The following is a 17,583-nucleotide window of genomic DNA, read 5'->3' on the forward strand; positions in this document are numbered from 1 at the left end:
TGTACGAAAAAAAATATAGGAGGGAGATAAAATGCTTAAAATTCTAGGTTTAGACGTAGAAGTTACACTATTAAATATCCCTATATCCTTTGAATCCGAATTATCTGTCGGCTGCAAAAAGAAGTCATGTTGTCCACATTATCCGCCAAGTCCACCAAAACCACCAGGACCTCCATTTCCGCCATATCCCCCATTCGCTAATCGTGATGCTTAAATAGGATAATAGCTAGTAAGAGGCATAGATATCACATAGTAAATTTATGCCTCTTATCTTTGTTTTTAAAACTTTTACATTGTTCTATTTAAAATAGCAGCCGCAAAATCAACTGATTCTTGTGTAGGTGGTTCGATGCCTTTTAAAGGATATTCTAATCCAAGATTCTCCCATTTATATACACCTAATTTATGATAAGGGAGTATATCAATTTTTTCTACATTTTCAAGTGTAGCAATGAAATCACTTAATCTCGTTAAATCTTCTTCTGTATCATTAATTGTGGGTACTAATACATGTCTAACCCATATAGGGACTTTCTTATTAGATAAATAGGCAGCAAAATCTAAAATATGATCATTTCCCATGCCAGTCAATTTAATATGCTTTTTACGGTCAATATGTTTTAAATCAAGCAAAACTAAATCAGTATATTGCATCAACTCATCTAATTGTGTTTGGAAAGAAGGGGCTTTTGAATAACAACCACCAGAAGAGTCAATTGTGGTATGAATACCAAGTTTCTTACACTCTTTAAATAGTTCTATTAAAAATGGTATTTGTAATAATGGTTCCCCGCCACTTACAGTAATACCTCCACCGGATGGTTCGATAAAAGGAAGGTATGTTTTTAAATCATTGATAATGTCCATAACAGACATTTGCTTTCCAGTACCAATTTCCCAAGTGTCAGCATTATGACAAAATTGGCAGCGGAGTAAGCAGCCTTGTGTAAATACTACATAGCGAATACCTGGGCCATCTACTGTTCCAAATGTTTCTATTGAATGTATATTGCCGTTCATGATTATTTCCTCCTTATAATAAACCCGCAATCCAGTATAGTAGCACTGTAAGAAGAAGGGGAGAGGGAACAAGAAAATCCCTCAGCCCAGTCTTTAAGAATTACATTGACTCATGGAAGGTACGACTAATAACGTCTTGTTGTTGTTCACGAGTTAATTTGATAAAGTTAACTGCATATCCAGATACACGAATGGTTAATTGTGGATATAATTCTGGATGTTCCATTGCATCTAACAATGTTTCTCTATTAAATACGTTAACATTTAAGTGGTGCCCAGCTTTTGTTGCATACCCATCTAAAATAGATACTAAGTTATTTGCCCGAATATCATCTTCCTTGCCTAAAGCTTTTGGAACAATAGAGAATGTATTGGAAATACCATCTAATGAATAATCGTAAGGTAACTTAGCAACAGAAGATAGGGATGCTAAAGTTCCTTTTGTGTCACGACCATGCATAGGGTTGGCTCCTGGAGCAAAAGGTTCTCCTGCACGACGTCCGTCTGGAGTATTACCTGTTTTCTTACCATATACAACATTAGAAGTGATGGTTAAGATAGACATAGTATGCATAGAATTACGATATGTTTGATGCTTACGTAATTTTTTCATAAAGCTTTCAACTATCTCAACTGCAATACTATCAACCGCATCGTCGTTGTTACCATATTTCGGGAAATCTCCTTCCGTTTCAAAATCTACAGCAAGACCGTTTTCGTCTCTAATAACTTTAACTTTTCCATGTTTAATTGCACTTAATGAGTCAGTAACTACGCTTAATCCGGCAATACCTGTAGCCATTGTACGAAGAATCTCTGTATCATGAAGAGCCATTTCAATTCTTTCGTAGCTATATTTGTCATGCATATAATGGATAACGTTTAATGTGTTGATATAAAGGCCCGCTAACCATTCCATCATATTATCAAATTTTTCGGTAACTTCTTTATAGTCTAGGTATTCAGAAGTGATTGGTTCAAATTTAGGTCCAACCTGAATTTTTAACTTCTCATCTTTACCACCATTAATTGCGTATAATAAACATTTTGCAAGGTTAGCACGAGCTCCAAAGAACTGCATCTGCTTACCAATTTCCATTGCTGAAACACAACATGCAATTCCGTAATCATCGCCCCATTGAGGTTTCATAATATCATCATTTTCATATTGGATCGCACTTGTTTGAATCGACATTTGCGCACAGAATTTCTTAAAATTATCTGGTAACTGTGTAGACCATAGCACAGTTAAATTTGGCTCTGGTGCAGGTCCTAAGTTATCTAAAGTATGAAGGAAACGGAATGAGTTCTTTGTTACTAAAGGTCTTCCGTCATTAGCCATACCACCAATTGATTCTGTTACCCAAGTAGGGTCACCGCTGAATAATTCATTATAGTCAGGTGTACGAGCAAATTTTACAAGGCGTAGCTTCATGATAAAGTGATCCACAATTTCTTGTACTTCTTTTTCTGTTAATGTACCATTTTCTAAGTCTCTTTCTACATAAATATCTAAGAAGGTAGATACACGGCCTAAGCTCATTGCAGCTCCATTTTGTTCTTTTATTGCTGCAAGGTAGGCAAGATAAACCCATTGGAATGCTTCTTGGGCATTTGCTGCTGGTCTTGATAAATCAAATCCATAGCTTGCACCTAATTCTTTTAATTCATGTAGAGCACGAATTTGTTCAGAAAGCTCTTCTCTTAAACGAATTGTTTCTTCTGTCATAACAGAACTAGTTGCTTTTTTATCTTTTTGTTTTTCATTAATTAAGAAATCAACACCATAAAGTGCAACGCGACGATAGTCACCAATAATTCTTCCGCGACCATAAGCATCAGGAAGACCTGTAATGATGGCAGCTTTTCTAGCTAATCTCATTTCGTCTGTATATGCATCAAAAACTCCTGCGTTATGGGTTTTACGATGTTCAGTAAAGAATTTTACTAATTCTTCATCCGCTTTATAGCCGTATGATTCACAAGCTTGAACAGCCATTCTAATACCACCGTTAGGTTGGAAAGAACGTTTGAAAGGCTCATCTGTTTGTACTCCGACAATTTTTTCTTTTGATTTATCTAAGTACCCAGGACCGTGAGAAGTAATGGTAGACACGATGTCAGTATCTAAATCGTAAACGCCGCCTCGTTCTCTTTCTAATTTACTTAATTCCATTACTTGTTCCCATAATTGTGTTGTTTCTAATGTAGGACCTGCTAAGAAAGCAGAATCTCCATAATATGGTTTAAAGTTTTTCAGGATGAAATCACGAACATTTACTTCTTTCTGCCATGATCCATTTTTAAAGCCTTCCCAATAAGTAGTTGTTTCAACTTTTTCCATTATAATCACCTCATGATTTAATAAAAATATATAACAGAAAGCTTTTTTCTTTCTGTTTTAACTATAACAGATAATATGTGAGAACAATCACAATAAATGTGTACATCTCGCGAATATTCTGTGTCTTATATGTGAACTTCAATAATATCAATGGTTCCTAGAAGTTACTTTAAAGAGATAGAAGAAAAAGGCTAAGAAAAAACTTTACATCTGTTATATATATTTATGTTGTTTTTATTATACTGTTATACAATAGGGGGAGTTTTCATCATGGAGCATAGAGAAAGGAAGTGGAGAAGTTTTCCATGCAATAGAATATTGATATTCATTTTGACCATACTATTGGATAGTAAAAAAGCTATTTAAATAAAAATTTTTTGAAGAAAGTTCCGTTTCTTTTCTTCCATATATAAGGTAAGATTAATTTTAGGTCTCTATTACTAGAATTAACATAAGCAAAAGAAATGTATGAGGTGGTAAATATGTCAATCAGAAAAAAAGAAATCTTAATTAATATAGTGAAGATATTACTGCCGATTGTTATATTTATCATCGTTTTAAGAGAAATTAAAAACATGATTGTATCAGCAGATATAAACCAATTATATGAATATTTACAGACTATACCCTTTCATAGTTTGTTTTACATTGCAATAGGGGGATTCGTTGCGATTCTTCCCATGTTTTTTTATGATTTTTTTCTTGTAAGACATTTAAAGAAGCCTGTTCCTATTGTAAAAGTAAGTAAATACTCGTTTATTAGTAATTCTTTTTCAAATTTAATTGGTTTTGGTGGTTTAATAGGTATTGCCTTACGAAATTTCTTTTATAAACGATATGAAACAGACCGAAAAAAACTGTTTAAAGGGATTGCTATTGTAACAATATTTTATTTATCTGGGATTAGCTTATTGTCTTGGATTGCTATTCTTTATAGTAAAAGACTGAATTTAATGGAAGATCATATTTGGATATTTGCAGCTATTATAGTAGTGGGATTAATCTTTCCAGTGCTGCTAGTAAGTTATCAGAAAGCAAAACAGCATAACTTTGTTTTTAACAAAAATCAGATAGTTGGTTTAATCATTGTTTCTCTATTAGAATGGATATTTTTATTTGCATATTTATATTTTATTGCCAAAATAATAGCATTGCCAGTATCTATTGGGGATTTTTTCTTGCTTTTCTTAGTTGCTGCGTGTACTGGAATAATCAGTATGATACCTGGAGGGATGGGTTCTTTTGAATTAGTATTCTTATGGGGAATAGAATCTTTAGGGATTGAATCAGAACAAATGTTAATAGTCCTTTTTTTATATAGGGTTGGATATTATCTTTTACCATTTTTATTGGCAGCTTTTCTATTCTTATTAGAAATTGTAAAAAATATAAAGAAAAATGCGGCAGCCTATCTAAAGGGCTTATCAAGTGAATAATCTATATGTTTAGCAATAAAGGTATACTTGTATAATGATAAAAAAAATACAAAAGCGTTTCATTTTTGTGACAAAATCCCGATTGACCTTTATTATTCTCAATTATTTGGTACAATAGTCATGGTATTTAAAACATAGAAAATAATAGGTGAGGGAAAATGAAAGAAACGAGCATTGTATTTTGTTTCGTATTACTATTATTTTGCTTTCCTGCTATAAGTAATGCTGAAGATAATAGGGAACCTGAATTAATAAGTGAGGCAGCTTTCTTATTAGATAGTGATACTGGAGCAGTATTATATGAAAAGAATGGGTATAAAAAAATGTATCCGGCCAGTTTAACAAAAATAGCGACTGCTATTTATGCGATTGAAAATGGAAAATTAGATGATATTGTGACGGTAAGTGAGAATGCGTATTCAACGGAAGGGACAAAAGTTTATTTAGAAAAAGGTGAGCAAGTAACACTGAGACATTTACTTGATGGAATGTTAATTAACTCTGGAAATGATGCCGCAATAGCTATCGCTGAATATCTAGATGGTACGGTTAGTGATTTTGAAACAAGTATAAATAAGTATTTAAAGGAAAAAGTAAATGTTCATTCCACCCATTTCAAAAATCCAAATGGTTTATTTGATAAAGATCATTACACAACTGCAAACGATTTAGCATTAATCACCCAGTACGCCATGAAAAATGAAACATTTAGAGAAATATTTGGTACAGATGAATTAAAGTGGGATGGTTTGTCTTGGGATACTACATTAGTAAGCCATCATCAAATGGTAAACGGGAGTCGGCCATATGACAAAGTGACTGGCGGAAAAACTGGCTATGTAGACGAATCGAAACAAACTTTGGCTACTACCGCAGAGAATGGGGAGTTAGGTTTAATTGCTATCGTTTTAAAAGGAACATATAAGCAGGATGTATATAATGATACGGAAGCACTAATGGATTATGGCTTTAACCAATATACGCATAAGATACTTCCAGCAGGAAAATCATTTTTTGCTAATGGGAACACTTATGAAACATCAGAGGAAGTTAACATAACAGTTCCACGCACAAAAGGGAAGGAAGAGGTTAGCTCAACCGGTATTTTCATGATAGAAAATGATAACGGCGATATTGTTCAATCAGTACAATTAGCAAAAACTAAGCCCGCAGAGGAAACATTTAAAAAAAATATTCCGAATGAAGCTGGAAGAGATGAGAAAAAATCTTCTTTTCCAGGAATAGTCTTCATTATTCCGTTCGCCATTTATTTGATCTATGTGATGAGAAAAAAGGCAATTAAACGTTAAAAAAACCGGGGAATCCCGGTTTTTTTATTTGTACATATTTGCAATATTTTTTTGTAATGCTTCATCTTCTAAATATTCATCGTAATTCATTTGCTTATCAACAAGTCCTTGCGGTGTAATCTCAAGAATACGATTAGCAATTGTTGATACAAACTGATGGTCATGAGAAGTGAAAATTAATGAACCTTTAAAGTTGATTAATCCATTATTTAAAGCTGTGATGGATTCTAAATCTAAATGGTTAGTAGGTTCATCTAAAAGTAGAACATTTGCGCCACTCAGCATCATTTTAGATAACATACAACGAACTTTTTCTCCACCTGATAAAACGCTAGGTTTTTTCAATACTTCTTCTCCAGAAAATAACATGCGACCTAAAAATCCTCTTAAGAAGCTTTCTGTTTGATCATTTGGAGAATATTGACGAAGCCAGTCTACTAGAGTTTCGTCATCGTTTTTAAAATACTCCGAGTTTTCGGCTGGGAAATAACTTTGAGAAGTAGTAACTCCCCATTTGTAAGTGCCGCTATCTGGCTCCATTTCGCCCGCTAAAATACGAAATAGGGTAGTCTTAGCAATTTCATTTGGACCAACAAGGGCAATTTTATCATCTTTATTCATAATAAAGCTTACATTATCAAGAATTTTAACTCCATCAATGGTTTTTGTTAGGTTTTCGACTCTTAATAAGTCATTACCAATTTCACGTTCAGGAGTAAATGCAACATATGGATATTTTCGTGATGAAGGTTTAATGTCATCTAACGAAATTTTATCAAGTAATTTCTTTCGGGAAGTAGCCTGTTTCGACTTAGAAGCATTTGCGCTAAAGCGAGCAATAAAGTTTTGAAGCTCCTTTATTTTTTCTTCTTTCTTTTTGTTTGCATCATTTGCCATTCTAGAAGCTAATTGACTGGATTCATACCAAAAATCATAGTTACCCACATAGATTTGGATTCTGCTATAGTCTAAGTCTGCGATATGTGTACAAACCTTGTTTAAGAAATGTCTGTCATGGGACACAACGATGACAGTATTGTCAAAGTTAATTAAAAATTCCTCCAGCCACTTAATTGCGTTAATATCCAGATGGTTAGTAGGCTCATCTAGTAAAAGAACATCAGGTTCACCGAAAAGTGCTTGCGCTAATAACACTTTCACTTTATCGGAACCGTTTAATTCCGCCATTGTTTTATAATGAAGCTCCTCACCAATGCCTAATCCTTTTAAAAGAATCGCTGCTTCAGATTCTGCTTCCCATCCGTTTAATTCGGCGAATTCTCCTTCAAGCTCTGCGGCTTTCATGCCATCTTCATCTGTGAAATTTTCTTTCATGTAAATAGCATCTTTCTCTTGCATTACTTCATATAATCTTGCATGACCCATTATTACCACTTTTAATACTTCATGTTCCTCATATTCAAAGTGATTCTGCTTTAAAACAGCAAGTCTTTCTCCAGGTCCTAAAGAAACATTGCCTGATTGAGCTTCTATTTCTCCGGATAGTATTTTTAGGAAAGTAGATTTTCCTGCACCGTTTGCTCCGATTAGACCGTAGCAATTACCTGGTGTAAATTTAATATTAACATCTTCAAATAATTTGCGATCACCATATCGAAGACCTACATTCGTTACTGTTATCATTTAAAAATCCTCCAAACTCCAATATCCTTAAAATTATATCATTTTTACTATCAGAGCGCGAATTATTTTAAATAAATCTTTCTTTGGAAGACTTTTTTTGATGAAAGTTTCCCTATTCCAAAATAAATAATTATCTATAGAAAGATAAGCTAGTTTTAATGAATACATTTATGCTTAAAAGAATCAAAAATATGAAAAATGCCCGATAGAAAAATGAAAAAATGTTTACGATAATAGAAACAAAGGGTAAAAAAATATCATAAATTAAAGGGTTTTCTACTAATAAAGAGAATTTATTAAGAAGTAGAGATGAAAGTGTTTTAATATGTTTCTAAATTAATAATCGATCGTCTAAAATTATTTATGATTTGTTCATATTTTTTTCATAAATTTCTAGTACACTAAAATTATTAAGAAATAAAGGAGTCGTATAGGATGGCTAAAAAACAGCTAGTTGATTTAGTTAATAAAATGAAAAAATCTGGTATAAAAATTAGCTTTACAAAGCCAAGATCGCAGTTTTCAGTAGCAATTCAACAGAATAGTAAATTATCGACTACGACACAGTGAGTTTATAAGCTTATTTCTATTTGAATAGTACATATTATAAATTTATTTTTGTAAATGAGGAGACGATATTTTCTCATTTACCTAATTGTTAAAAATTGTTCATTTTTTCACAAAGTAATTAACTTTTCCTTTTGTATAATAATGTTATACAGAAAGGAAGGTATTGCAATGGAAATTCACCCAGTTGATAAGGCAATTAATTATGCATTGAAGAAGAAAGAAACACTCGACGATTCTTTCTTTCGCTATTTTGTAAAAGCCATTTTAGCAGGAATATATATTGGTTTTGCTTTAATGCTGTGTTATCGTTTAGCACAACCATTTTTCGATATTCATTCTCCTGCTACGTACATGATGACTAGTTTATTTTTCGGGTTGGCGCTAGTCCTTATTTCGTATGGCGGCGGGGAATTATTTACAGGAAATACAATGGCTTTTGCAATGAGTACTTTGTCAGGAGCAACTAGTTGGAAAGATACTATTTATAATTGGGTTAGTACGTATTTTGGCAACTTAGTTGGAGCATTATTTTTTGCTTTGCTAATCTATTACTCAGGCTTGTTTAGCTTAGTTCCTAAAACAACTTGGCTTATGGATGTTGCTAATTCAAAAATGAGTGCAACAACAGTTGAATTGTTTGTTCGAGGCATCCTTTGTAACTGGTTGGTTTGTTTGGCAATTTGGATACCTATGAATGTGAAGGGGGATGTCGGAAAAATAATTGCAACATTATTAATTGTCTTCGCCTTTATGATTTCTGGTTATGAGCATAGTGTTGCTAATATGGCGCTTTTCTCCATTGCACTCATCGTACCACATCCAGAGACAATCACATTGGCTAATGCTTTACATAACTTAATACCTGTTACAATCGGTAATATCGTTGGCGGAGCATTCTTTGTTGGCGCATTAAACCTCTATATTTTTCCTAAGAAAAAAAGAAAAACGAATGAATCCTCTTTACGTGTTACTACACCTAAGTCATTAGCAAAGTAACAACCATTTTTAGTGACCAGAAAACTGTCGAAATCTTATTTCGACAGTTTCAGTTTCTATCCTAGATGACTCATGCATAGTGAGAAGATTAATCCCATACATGCAACAAAACCAATTGTTGGTCCTCCTTGCTCAAAAGCTTCGGGAAGCATAGTGGAGCAAACCATTGCAATTAATCCACCAGCACCAAATGACTGAAGCCCAGAAAGCATTACTGCTGATGCATTTTCTAAAAATAAATATCCCACTGAGCTGCTTATTGCGGAAATAAGGATGACACTGCTCCATAAAAATAAAATTTTCTTGTTTGAATAGTTGTCTTTTTTTAGACCCACCGTTGAAGATAGGGACTCAGGAAAATTACTGATGAAAATGGCAATTAAGAAGAGCATGTCCACCTTCTGTGTTATTAATAGACTTAATCCTATAATCATTGATTCTGGTATTGCATCCATCAGAGTGCCAATATAAATAGCTAGTCCCGAATGTCCTTCTGGATTTTTATGTGATCGTTTTCGATTGGACCCGCCTTTTTTATAGAGAAATATTTCAATTAAGGTAAATAAACCCGCTCCAGTTAAAAAAGTAATAGCAGTTGCTGCGATTCCACTTGTATGTACGGATTTGATTAAAAGCTCGAAAGAAGAGGCCCCTATTAATATACCAGTACCCAAAGCCATAAAATAAGCAATAATCCTTTTAGGTATCGATAAAAACAAAGCGGCGATAGATCCCGCGAGTAAGGAAAGACTTGCTACTGCCCCCCACATTGCTGCAACTAACATATGAAATCTCCTTTTTTTTCTTATTCCTACCCAATTATTTTAAAATCTACACATTTAGAAGTTATTTTAAATTATTGGTATTTCTATTTTGGAATATGCAATTTCTCGATCTGTTCTAGCTCAGGTAAATCGTAAAGGAAGGATTTTTTTTCTGATTTAATCTTAATGAAATAATCAGTCAAAATATCCGCTCTTCTCTTATGATAGTTGTCCATTCTTTTTTTAGACTTGTACATAGGATAATAGGGATGAATGGTTGGAGGTGTGATAAATGTCTGCTAAGAATTTTTATAATCAGTGTTCAAAAGGTGTTGGAAGATGTGTAAGAATCCGTACCCATAGTGGTGAGGTTCATACTGGAATCATCGAAAGAGTCACTCCTAATAAAGTGTATATTCGACCAATAGGGGGAAATCGGAGAAACCATGGTGGATTCGGATATGGTTATAGACGTGGTAATAGACCCGGCTGGGGCTGGGGTTGGGGCTGGGGATTTGGTGCAGCCGCAATAGGAGTATCTTTAGGGTTAATCGCAGCATTGGCCTTTATTCCTTTCTTTTAAACAATTATTAAAGGCAGATTTCTTTCTGAAAGGAATCTGTCTACATACTTTAATAAATTTTCAGCTTTTTCTTCAAACGCCCAAACAGGACAAACTCTAGACTCATATGATGCTTATGTGTATGAGGGAGGTGGAATAAATGAGTGGTGGCCATACAGCTGGTTTTGGTGGAGGTTTTGCTCTACTAGTAGTGCTATTCATTTTATTAATAATTGTAGGTTCTTGTTACGTCGGCTTCTGATAGGAATAAAGATAGAAAAAAAGGAGTGTTTTATAAAATGGGTTACGGAGGATTTGGATACGATAATTGTGGATGCGGTTATGCGGCCCCGGTTGCTGCACCAGTAGCTCCTTGCGGAGGATTTGGATTTGGCAGTGGGTTTGTCTTAATCGTAGTACTTTTCATTTTATTAATCATCGTAGGAGCAGCTTGGCTATAAATTTAATTAAAGGCTGATCCTCTGCTTTCGGTTCATGTTGTTAGCAGAGTGTAGCTTAGCATAATTGATAACTTGCTAATACCTCTATATGAGAATTAGCAAGTTACTTATTGCTGTGCTAATAAAGTGTTATTACGCATCTAATTGGACAGGCACTTGTAATGACAATGCTACGTTCAAAATTCATCCGATTAGTGTTACAATATTTTAAGGATATGTTCGGATAAAAGTGGGGAGATTTAGGTAATGATGGATAAAGCACGTAGTATTTTAAAAGAGTACTTTGGATATGACCATTTTAGAAAAGGACAAGAAGATATTATTCGTCTATTATTAAATGGGGAAAATGTTGCAGGAATTATGCCGACTGGCGGCGGAAAATCAATTTGCTATCAGGTGCCCGCGATGATTTTTCCAGGACTGACGATAGTTATATCCCCATTAATTTCTTTAATGAAAGATCAAGTAGATGCACTAACAGAAGTTGGAATTCCAGCGACTTACATTAATAGTACGTTACATAATGAAGAAGTACAGGAAAGGATCTATGAAATAAAAAACGGTCATTATAAATTACTTTATATTGCACCAGAACGTCTTGAAGCAGATTATTTTACGGAATTATTAAAAGAAGTTTCTATTTCTTTTATTGCAGTAGATGAAGCTCATTGTATTTCACAATGGGGTCACGATTTTCGTCCAAGCTATGCAAAGATTGGCTTTCTCATTAATAAATTAGCGGAAAGACCTCTTGTCGCTGCGTTAACAGCAACGGCTACACCTAAAGTGCATGAAGATATTTGTCTTTTATTAAATATTCCAAGGGAAAATACAATTAAGACAGGATTTGCTCGTGATAATTTATCTTTTTCCATTATTAAAGGGCAAGATAAAGGGAAGTTTCTTGAATCCTTTTTAAAGAAAAATAAAGAGGAATCTGGGATTATTTATGCAGCGACTAGACAAGAGGTGGAAAAACTGCATGAAAGATTAGCAAAAAAAGGCTATTCAGTTGCGAAATATCATGGCGGTATGAACGATGGGCAAAGAGAGACTGAACAGCAAGCATTTATAAAAGATGATGTTTCCATTATGATTGCCACAAATGCATTTGGTATGGGGATTGATAAAAGTAATATTAGGTATGTCATTCATTATCAGCTTCCGAAAAACATGGAAGGTTATTACCAAGAAGCGGGAAGAGCAGGACGTGATGGTCTACAGAGTAAGTGCATATTGTTATATTCAGCACAAGATATTCGGATTCAGCGTTTTCTCATTGATCAGACAATAAACGATCCAGATAAACAGAAGCAAGATCTCGATAAATTACAATCCATGATAAATTTTTGTCATACTGAAGATTGTCTTCAAGAATATATTTTGCATTATTTTGGTGAAGAACATACGGAGAAATGTGGACAATGTTCGAACTGTACAGATGAAAGGACGGTAATCGATGTTACCGTGGAAGCACAAAAAGTACTGTCGTGCATGATAAGAATGGGGGAAAGATTCGGGAAAACAATGGTTGCCCAAGTATTAACAGGTTCAAAAAACAAAAAATTAATGGAGTTTCAATTAAATAAAATCAAAACATATGGCCTTATGAAAGAGCAATCAGCTAAAGAAATCAGTGATTTTATTGAGTTTCTTATTTCTGAACAATATATAGATGTTAGTACAGGAACGATGCCAATATTAAAGGTTTCCAACAAAGGAAAAGAAGTTCTTTTAGGAAAAATTAGAGTGGTCCGGAAAGAACAAATAGAGACAGTAAAAGTTAGTGAAAATAACGCACTATTTGATTATTTAAGGGGGATTCGCAAACAATTGGCAGAGGAAGAAAATGTGCCTCCATTTGTGGTATTTTCCGACCAAACACTGCGAAATATCTCGATGGTTATGCCTACATCGCATGAAGATTTCCGAGAGATAAAAGGAATAGGAGACCATAAGCTGCAAAAATATGGAGATGTAATCATTGAACATATTTTAGCATTTCAAAAAGAAGAGGCATATTCAGCTGACAGGAAAGAGATTCATTCTTCCGAAATAAATACGGAAATAGACAAAAAAGCGAAAAAATATGTGGAGAACTCTCATCTCCATACATTGGAGTTATGGGAAAGCGGATTATCCATTAAGGAAATCGCAAAAGAAAGACAATTAAATGTTCAAACGGTAGAAAACCATCTGCTTCGCTGTGGAGAAGAAGAAATAGAGATTGATTGGACAAAATTTCTAAAGCCAGAAGACAAAACGAAAATAGGGGAAGCAATTCAAAAAGTGGGCAAGGATAAATTAAAGCCCATTAAAGAAGAACTTCCAGACGAGATTAGTTATTTTATGATTAAAGTGGCGATCATGCTAGAAAAAAGAAACCAACAAATACGGAATTAACAAAAACCGTCCTCGATTTATTGGCAGAGCCATTATCTTAGGGACGGTTTTTGTTTTTTACATACTCTCTACTAATCTTTCTCTTATTTCCTTTAGGCAGGCATTTAATTGTGGAACGGTAGGGAACGTCCCTTGTGCCTGAAGTTCATTTCCCCCGCCTTTCCCTTCATATCCTTGGATTGTTTCCTTAAGAAACTTGCCACAATGAAAAGGATAATCACCATTATGCTGTAATAGTATTTTTTTATCTATTTCCGAACTAAGGAGAATAATACAGCTAGATTTTTGCAAGAGGTATTTGGCAAGAATAGATAAATCTTTGATTGTTTTGTCTGCAAATGAAAGGAAGATTACTTTTTCCATTTGTGTCGAAAGCATTTGTTCTGCTAAAAACGCTATATTTTCTCTCTTTAGTGTTTCTAATTCTTTAGTTAATCCCTTTTTCTCTAATTCCAGTTTATTTACACGATCTTCAAGCTGCAGTTTGTTTGTTTTAAAAAACGTTCCTAAGTTATCTAATATAGATTGTGCTGTTTGATAGTCACGAATGGCTCTCCACCCACTTAAAAAGAAAACCCTAGTTTGACCACGATGTTTTTCAGTTTTAAATATTTTAAAGACGCCTAGTTCTCCGGTTCTGCCTACATGTGTTCCAGCACATGCAGAAAAATCCCAATCATCGATTTCTACGATTCTTATATCGCCAGTTACTTTCGGCCGCTTTCTTAAAGGAAATTTGCTCACTTGTTCATGAGTGATAATATGTGTTTTGATTTCTAAGTTTTTCATGATATAGGAATTACAGGAGTTTTCTAGTTGAGTTATTTGTTCTTTTGTTAGATCAGCTGTATCTATATCAATTGTTGTGTACTCTTTTCCTAAATGAAAGCTAACTGTAGTAATTTGAAATAATTCTTCCAAAACAGCTGATAACATGTGCTGAGCAGTGTGCTGCTGCATATGATCATACCGTCTATCCCAATCTAATTCACATGATACCAGTTTATTTTCTGGTTTTCTTTCCATAAGATGATAAATTTGATTATCTTTCATCTGTACATCTAGGACACGAATCCCATCAATGAATCCAGTATCTGCTGGCTGCCCTCCGCCTTCTGGATAAAAAGCTGTTTCTTTTAAAAGTACATAAATTTGATCATTCGTTTCGATAACTTTCTTTATTGCGGTTGTCCATTTTGTTTCATATGGAGTTGAATAAAACAATTTTGTAGACATTTTTTGCTCCTTCGCGTTCATTTTTCATCATAATACCATAACAATTACACTTAGTTACAGATTTGAAAAAAATATTTGCTCAGTTTCTTTAGCATTATAGATTATTAATGGTCAATGCGCTAATTCCCATTATGGCTTGGAAAAAGTAATAGGTGTTTAATTTCTTTAAATGTTTTGGTTTACACACATAATTACTGGCGGTGCTGGCCATAATAATTTAAAAAGGGGGCTTGTTCATATGTTTTTTAATCGAAAAGGCGCGGAAGAAAAACCAGAAGAAGTGTTAATGAGTATGGAAGTATATGCATGTAATTCGTGTAACGGGTGGATGAGAAAGGATTATGCTACAGATGATCTACTTTGTCCTCTATGTGGAGATCAGACAACTGCAGAAATGAGAGAGCTTCCTCAAATCAGTAATTAACTCGTAAATCACGACAGCTTTATAAATTTACTTAATATTGTTGGGCTTAGTCGTGGAGATTTCCTATCCCATCTCCTTATTTGGAAAACTCTTCGACTTTCTTCAGAGAATATTCATGTCCCTCCATATCCCGCTATTCAATCTCTCCAAAGAACAAATGATTATGTGGCCGTTTAGTGTATGATTTATACAAAAATGCTTTCTTATCTGTTTTATTTGATTTACAATCAAATAGAATGCAAAAAATAGATTAGGAGGATTTTTTGTTTGTATAACTCCATATTAATTTTTATTAGTATCCTAATCGTATATATGGCATGCTATTCTTCGTTTGATTTATTTCAATTAGTGAAAAATGGAGAGAAAAATAGTAGATTTTTGTTCTTAGCAAGCACATTTACGATAGGCTTTGGTTTTTGGATTTTAAGTTTTATTGATATGATGATTAAAAATGTGTATGCAACTGCTAATTATAATATCCCTATCACTATCTTATCAATGGTAGTTGGCATATGTTTTAGTGGTATGGCATTTTATGCGCTATTAGATAAGGAAAAAAAGAAAAGAAGAATCTATGTCTCTGCTTTCTTTTTTAGTCTTTCTTTATTATCAATATCCATCATTGGTTTTTATTCAATCGGCAGTACAGTATATTATCAAATTCCGCAATTATTTATCAGTTTTTTATTGTTATTTATAGTATTTTTTATTTCAATATGGTTATCATTTTATCCTGTTACAATTTCTGCCACTTTAAAAAAATGGGTACGGCCTGTATGTAGTTTATTAATGACGGGAGTATGTATGATTAGTCATTTTATTCTCTTAAGTGATGTAAGCGCACCAGAAGTGTCCGTTGTGAGAGATTCCTATCAAAGCAGCTTCATTATTTACATTGCGTTATTTGTCTCTGTATTAGTGTTAGGCGGATTAATTGGAACTAGTACCTTAATTCGAGAACGAATGGATGTAGGAGCAATCAATGTAAGAGATATGCAGCTTGCACTTGATGAGTCTGCAATCGTGGCTTTTACTGATGATAATGGAATGATTACATATGTAAACGATAAATTCGTGGAAGTCTCGAAGTATAGTCGTGAGGAACTGTTAGGACAAAATCATCGTATTTTGAATTCGGGTCATCATTCGCCTGAGTTTTTTCGAAAATTATGGAACACGATTAAAAGAGGGGAGATATGGAAAGGGGAGATACTCAATAAAGCAAAGGATGGTACGCTATATTGGGTTGATACCGTAATAGTCCCTTTTTTAAATAAGGAGGGGGCACCTTATCAGTATGTTGCAATCAGACGGGACATTACAGAGCAAAAAATGGTTCAGCATCAACTGGAAGAGTCTGTACGTGAAGTAAGTGACATTACCTATGCATTAGAACAATCAAGTATTATTGCTTTTACAGATAAAAGAGGGATTATTACAAATGTTAATTCTAAATTTTGTGAGATATCCGGATATAGTAGGCAGGAATTAATCGGGAAAACGCATCGTATTGTAAATTCTGGCTATCACTCAAAAGATTTTTTCCGAAATGTTTGGCAAACAATTGAAAAAGGGGAAATCTGGAAGGGGGAAATCCGAAATAAAAGGAAAGATGGCTCTTATTATTGGGTCGATACAACTATTGTCCCTTTTTTAGATAAAAATAATAAGCCTTATCAGTATTTAGCTATAAGAAATGATATTACGGAAAAGAAACGCACAGAAGAAGTTCTTCATCGACAAGATAAATTAGCAGCGATTGGTCAATTAGCAGCTGGTGTTGCTCATGAGATCCGTAACCCATTAACTTCTATAAAAGGATATGCGGAATTTTTGAGTATGGATGAAACCGAGAAAGATCGACAGGAATACTTTGAGATTATTTTAGATGAGATTGAAAGAGTAAACTCTATTGTAGAGGAATTCATGCTTCTTTCTAAGCCGACTGTTTCTGTGTTAGAGAAAAAACCGCTACTACCTATTATCGATAATGTTCTTTCTATTTTAGATTATCAGCTGCGAAAAAATAAAATTCAATTGAATCGATTTTACGAAGAGCCGAATCCTTTTGTAGAATGTGACGAGAATAAATTAAAACAGGTTTTCTTGAATTTTATAAAAAACGCTGTCGAAGCTATGCCTGACGGGGGCTCTATTGATATAAGCGTAAAAAAAGGAAAGGAAGATATTTCGATTATAATCAAAGACAGCGGAATCGGTATGTCAAAAGAGCAATTAAAAAAAATAGGTGAACCATTCTTTACAACAAAAAAAGAAGGCAATGGACTTGGATTAATGGTCAGTTTCAAAATAATTGAGAATTTAAATGGGAAAGTATATGTAGACAGTGAAATAAATAAAGGTACAAGCTTCCACATAACCTTGCCTTCCGTTCATTAAAAACTATGTTTGA

Annotated in this window: 16 protein-coding genes; 11 read left to right on the forward strand and 5 right to left on the reverse strand. The window is 33.9% G+C overall.

The genetic code is table 11. The annotated features are described in order from the left end of the window. Window positions 1-31: 31 nt before the first annotated feature. On the forward strand, window positions 32-214 hold the full coding sequence (locus MHH96_RS17395) for a hypothetical protein (RefSeq protein WP_047943405.1): 183 nt from the start codon (window positions 32-34) through the stop codon (window positions 212-214). 74 nt (window positions 215-288) lie between these two features. On the opposite strand, the gene pflA is transcribed toward MHH96_RS17395, so the two are convergent. Both pflA and pflB read right to left on the reverse strand, forming a co-directional pair. Continuing rightward, window positions 289-1,020, reverse strand: coding sequence for a pyruvate formate-lyase-activating protein (gene pflA, locus MHH96_RS17400; protein ID WP_047943406.1), 732 nt, complete (start codon window positions 1,018-1,020; stop codon window positions 289-291). A gap of 100 nt (window positions 1,021-1,120) precedes the next feature. Continuing rightward, the gene (gene pflB, locus MHH96_RS17405; protein ID WP_047943407.1) at window positions 1,121-3,364 is read right to left on the reverse strand and encodes a formate C-acetyltransferase; all 2,244 of its coding nucleotides are present in this window, start codon (window positions 3,362-3,364) and stop codon (window positions 1,121-1,123) included. Between the two features lie 482 nt (window positions 3,365-3,846). Between pflB and MHH96_RS17410 the strand changes: the two genes are divergently transcribed. Both MHH96_RS17410 and MHH96_RS17415 read left to right on the forward strand, forming a co-directional pair. After that, complete coding sequence (locus MHH96_RS17410; RefSeq protein WP_053215737.1) at window positions 3,847-4,800, forward strand: lysylphosphatidylglycerol synthase domain-containing protein; 954 nt, start codon at window positions 3,847-3,849, stop codon at window positions 4,798-4,800. A gap of 158 nt (window positions 4,801-4,958) precedes the next feature. Continuing rightward, window positions 4,959-6,110, forward strand: coding sequence for a D-alanyl-D-alanine carboxypeptidase family protein (locus tag MHH96_RS17415; RefSeq protein ID WP_047943408.1), 1,152 nt, complete (start codon window positions 4,959-4,961; stop codon window positions 6,108-6,110). A 24-nt stretch (window positions 6,111-6,134) separates the two neighbouring features. Here MHH96_RS17415 and MHH96_RS17420 read toward each other — a convergent pair whose 3' ends face one another. Beyond that, window positions 6,135-7,754, reverse strand: coding sequence for an ABC-F family ATP-binding cassette domain-containing protein (locus MHH96_RS17420; RefSeq protein WP_047943409.1), 1,620 nt, complete (start codon window positions 7,752-7,754; stop codon window positions 6,135-6,137). A 435-nt stretch (window positions 7,755-8,189) separates the two neighbouring features. Here MHH96_RS17420 and MHH96_RS17425 point away from each other — a divergent pair, with 435 nt between their 5' ends. Then, entirely contained in the window at window positions 8,190-8,324 is a 135-nt protein-coding gene (locus MHH96_RS17425; protein WP_268874828.1) for a hypothetical protein, read from the forward strand. A gap of 168 nt (window positions 8,325-8,492) precedes the next feature. Continuing rightward, entirely contained in the window at window positions 8,493-9,320 is an 828-nt protein-coding gene (locus tag MHH96_RS17430; protein ID WP_047943410.1) for a formate/nitrite transporter family protein, read from the forward strand. A gap of 56 nt (window positions 9,321-9,376) precedes the next feature. Here MHH96_RS17430 and MHH96_RS17435 read toward each other — a convergent pair whose 3' ends face one another. Then, a complete protein-coding gene (locus MHH96_RS17435) occupies window positions 9,377-10,105 on the reverse strand; it encodes a ZIP family metal transporter (protein ID WP_047943411.1) in 729 nt (242 codons plus the stop codon). Between the two features lie 271 nt (window positions 10,106-10,376). Here MHH96_RS17435 and MHH96_RS17440 point away from each other — a divergent pair, with 271 nt between their 5' ends. The 4 genes from MHH96_RS17440 (at window position 10,377) to recQ (ending at window position 13,510) form a co-directional block, all read left to right on the forward strand. Then, window positions 10,377-10,667, forward strand: a complete 291-nt coding sequence (locus tag MHH96_RS17440) for a hypothetical protein (RefSeq protein WP_047943412.1) — start codon at window positions 10,377-10,379, stop codon at window positions 10,665-10,667. Window positions 10,668-10,806: 139 nt separating this feature from the next. Next, window positions 10,807-10,908 carry a YjcZ family sporulation protein gene (locus tag MHH96_RS17445; protein WP_082138378.1) on the forward strand — a complete coding sequence of 34 codons (102 nt, stop codon included), beginning with the start codon at window positions 10,807-10,809 and terminating at the stop codon, window positions 10,906-10,908. A gap of 37 nt (window positions 10,909-10,945) precedes the next feature. Then, entirely contained in the window at window positions 10,946-11,107 is a 162-nt protein-coding gene (locus MHH96_RS25680; RefSeq protein WP_082138379.1) for a YjcZ family sporulation protein, read from the forward strand. Window positions 11,108-11,353: 246 nt separating this feature from the next. Continuing rightward, window positions 11,354-13,510, forward strand: coding sequence for a DNA helicase RecQ (recQ, locus tag MHH96_RS17455; protein WP_144547205.1), 2,157 nt, complete (start codon window positions 11,354-11,356; stop codon window positions 13,508-13,510). A 57-nt stretch (window positions 13,511-13,567) separates the two neighbouring features. Here the strand turns inward: recQ and MHH96_RS17460 are convergent, their stop codons facing one another. Next, window positions 13,568-14,746, reverse strand: coding sequence for an alanyl-tRNA editing protein (locus tag MHH96_RS17460; RefSeq protein WP_047943414.1), 1,179 nt, complete (start codon window positions 14,744-14,746; stop codon window positions 13,568-13,570). Between the two features lie 238 nt (window positions 14,747-14,984). Here MHH96_RS17460 and MHH96_RS17465 point away from each other — a divergent pair, with 238 nt between their 5' ends. Continuing rightward, complete coding sequence (locus tag MHH96_RS17465; RefSeq protein ID WP_047943415.1) at window positions 14,985-15,170, forward strand: cold-inducible protein YdjO-related protein; 186 nt, start codon at window positions 14,985-14,987, stop codon at window positions 15,168-15,170. 267 nt (window positions 15,171-15,437) lie between these two features. Continuing rightward, entirely contained in the window at window positions 15,438-17,570 is a 2,133-nt protein-coding gene (locus MHH96_RS17470) for a PAS domain S-box protein (RefSeq protein WP_235844490.1), read from the forward strand. The last annotated feature ends 13 nt before the right edge of the window (window positions 17,571-17,583 follow it).

The organism is Niallia sp. FSL K6-0212, from assembly GCF_038007605.1.
Taxonomy (GTDB): Bacteria; Bacillota; Bacilli; order Bacillales; family Cytobacillaceae; genus Niallia; species Niallia circulans.

Coding starts and splice junctions, on each gene's coding strand:
- MHH96_RS17395 (WP_047943405.1), top strand. CDS start 32: ATGCTTAAAATTCTAGGTTTAGACGTAGAAGTTACACTATTAAATATC.
- pflA (WP_047943406.1), bottom strand. CDS start 1,020: ATGAACGGCAATATACATTCAATAGAAACATTTGGAACAGTAGATGGC.
- pflB (WP_047943407.1), bottom strand. CDS start 3,364: ATGGAAAAAGTTGAAACAACTACTTATTGGGAAGGCTTTAAAAATGGA.
- MHH96_RS17410 (WP_053215737.1), top strand. CDS start 3,847: ATGTCAATCAGAAAAAAAGAAATCTTAATTAATATAGTGAAGATATTA.
- MHH96_RS17415 (WP_047943408.1), top strand. CDS start 4,959: ATGAAAGAAACGAGCATTGTATTTTGTTTCGTATTACTATTATTTTGC.
- MHH96_RS17420 (WP_047943409.1), bottom strand. CDS start 7,754: ATGATAACAGTAACGAATGTAGGTCTTCGATATGGTGATCGCAAATTA.
- MHH96_RS17425 (WP_268874828.1), top strand. CDS start 8,190: ATGGCTAAAAAACAGCTAGTTGATTTAGTTAATAAAATGAAAAAATCT.
- MHH96_RS17430 (WP_047943410.1), top strand. CDS start 8,493: ATGGAAATTCACCCAGTTGATAAGGCAATTAATTATGCATTGAAGAAG.
- MHH96_RS17435 (WP_047943411.1), bottom strand. CDS start 10,105: ATGTTAGTTGCAGCAATGTGGGGGGCAGTAGCAAGTCTTTCCTTACTC.
- MHH96_RS17440 (WP_047943412.1), top strand. CDS start 10,377: ATGTCTGCTAAGAATTTTTATAATCAGTGTTCAAAAGGTGTTGGAAGA.
- MHH96_RS17445 (WP_082138378.1), top strand. CDS start 10,807: ATGAGTGGTGGCCATACAGCTGGTTTTGGTGGAGGTTTTGCTCTACTA.
- MHH96_RS25680 (WP_082138379.1), top strand. CDS start 10,946: ATGGGTTACGGAGGATTTGGATACGATAATTGTGGATGCGGTTATGCG.
- recQ (WP_144547205.1), top strand. CDS start 11,354: ATGATGGATAAAGCACGTAGTATTTTAAAAGAGTACTTTGGATATGAC.
- MHH96_RS17460 (WP_047943414.1), bottom strand. CDS start 14,746: ATGTCTACAAAATTGTTTTATTCAACTCCATATGAAACAAAATGGACA.
- MHH96_RS17465 (WP_047943415.1), top strand. CDS start 14,985: ATGTTTTTTAATCGAAAAGGCGCGGAAGAAAAACCAGAAGAAGTGTTA.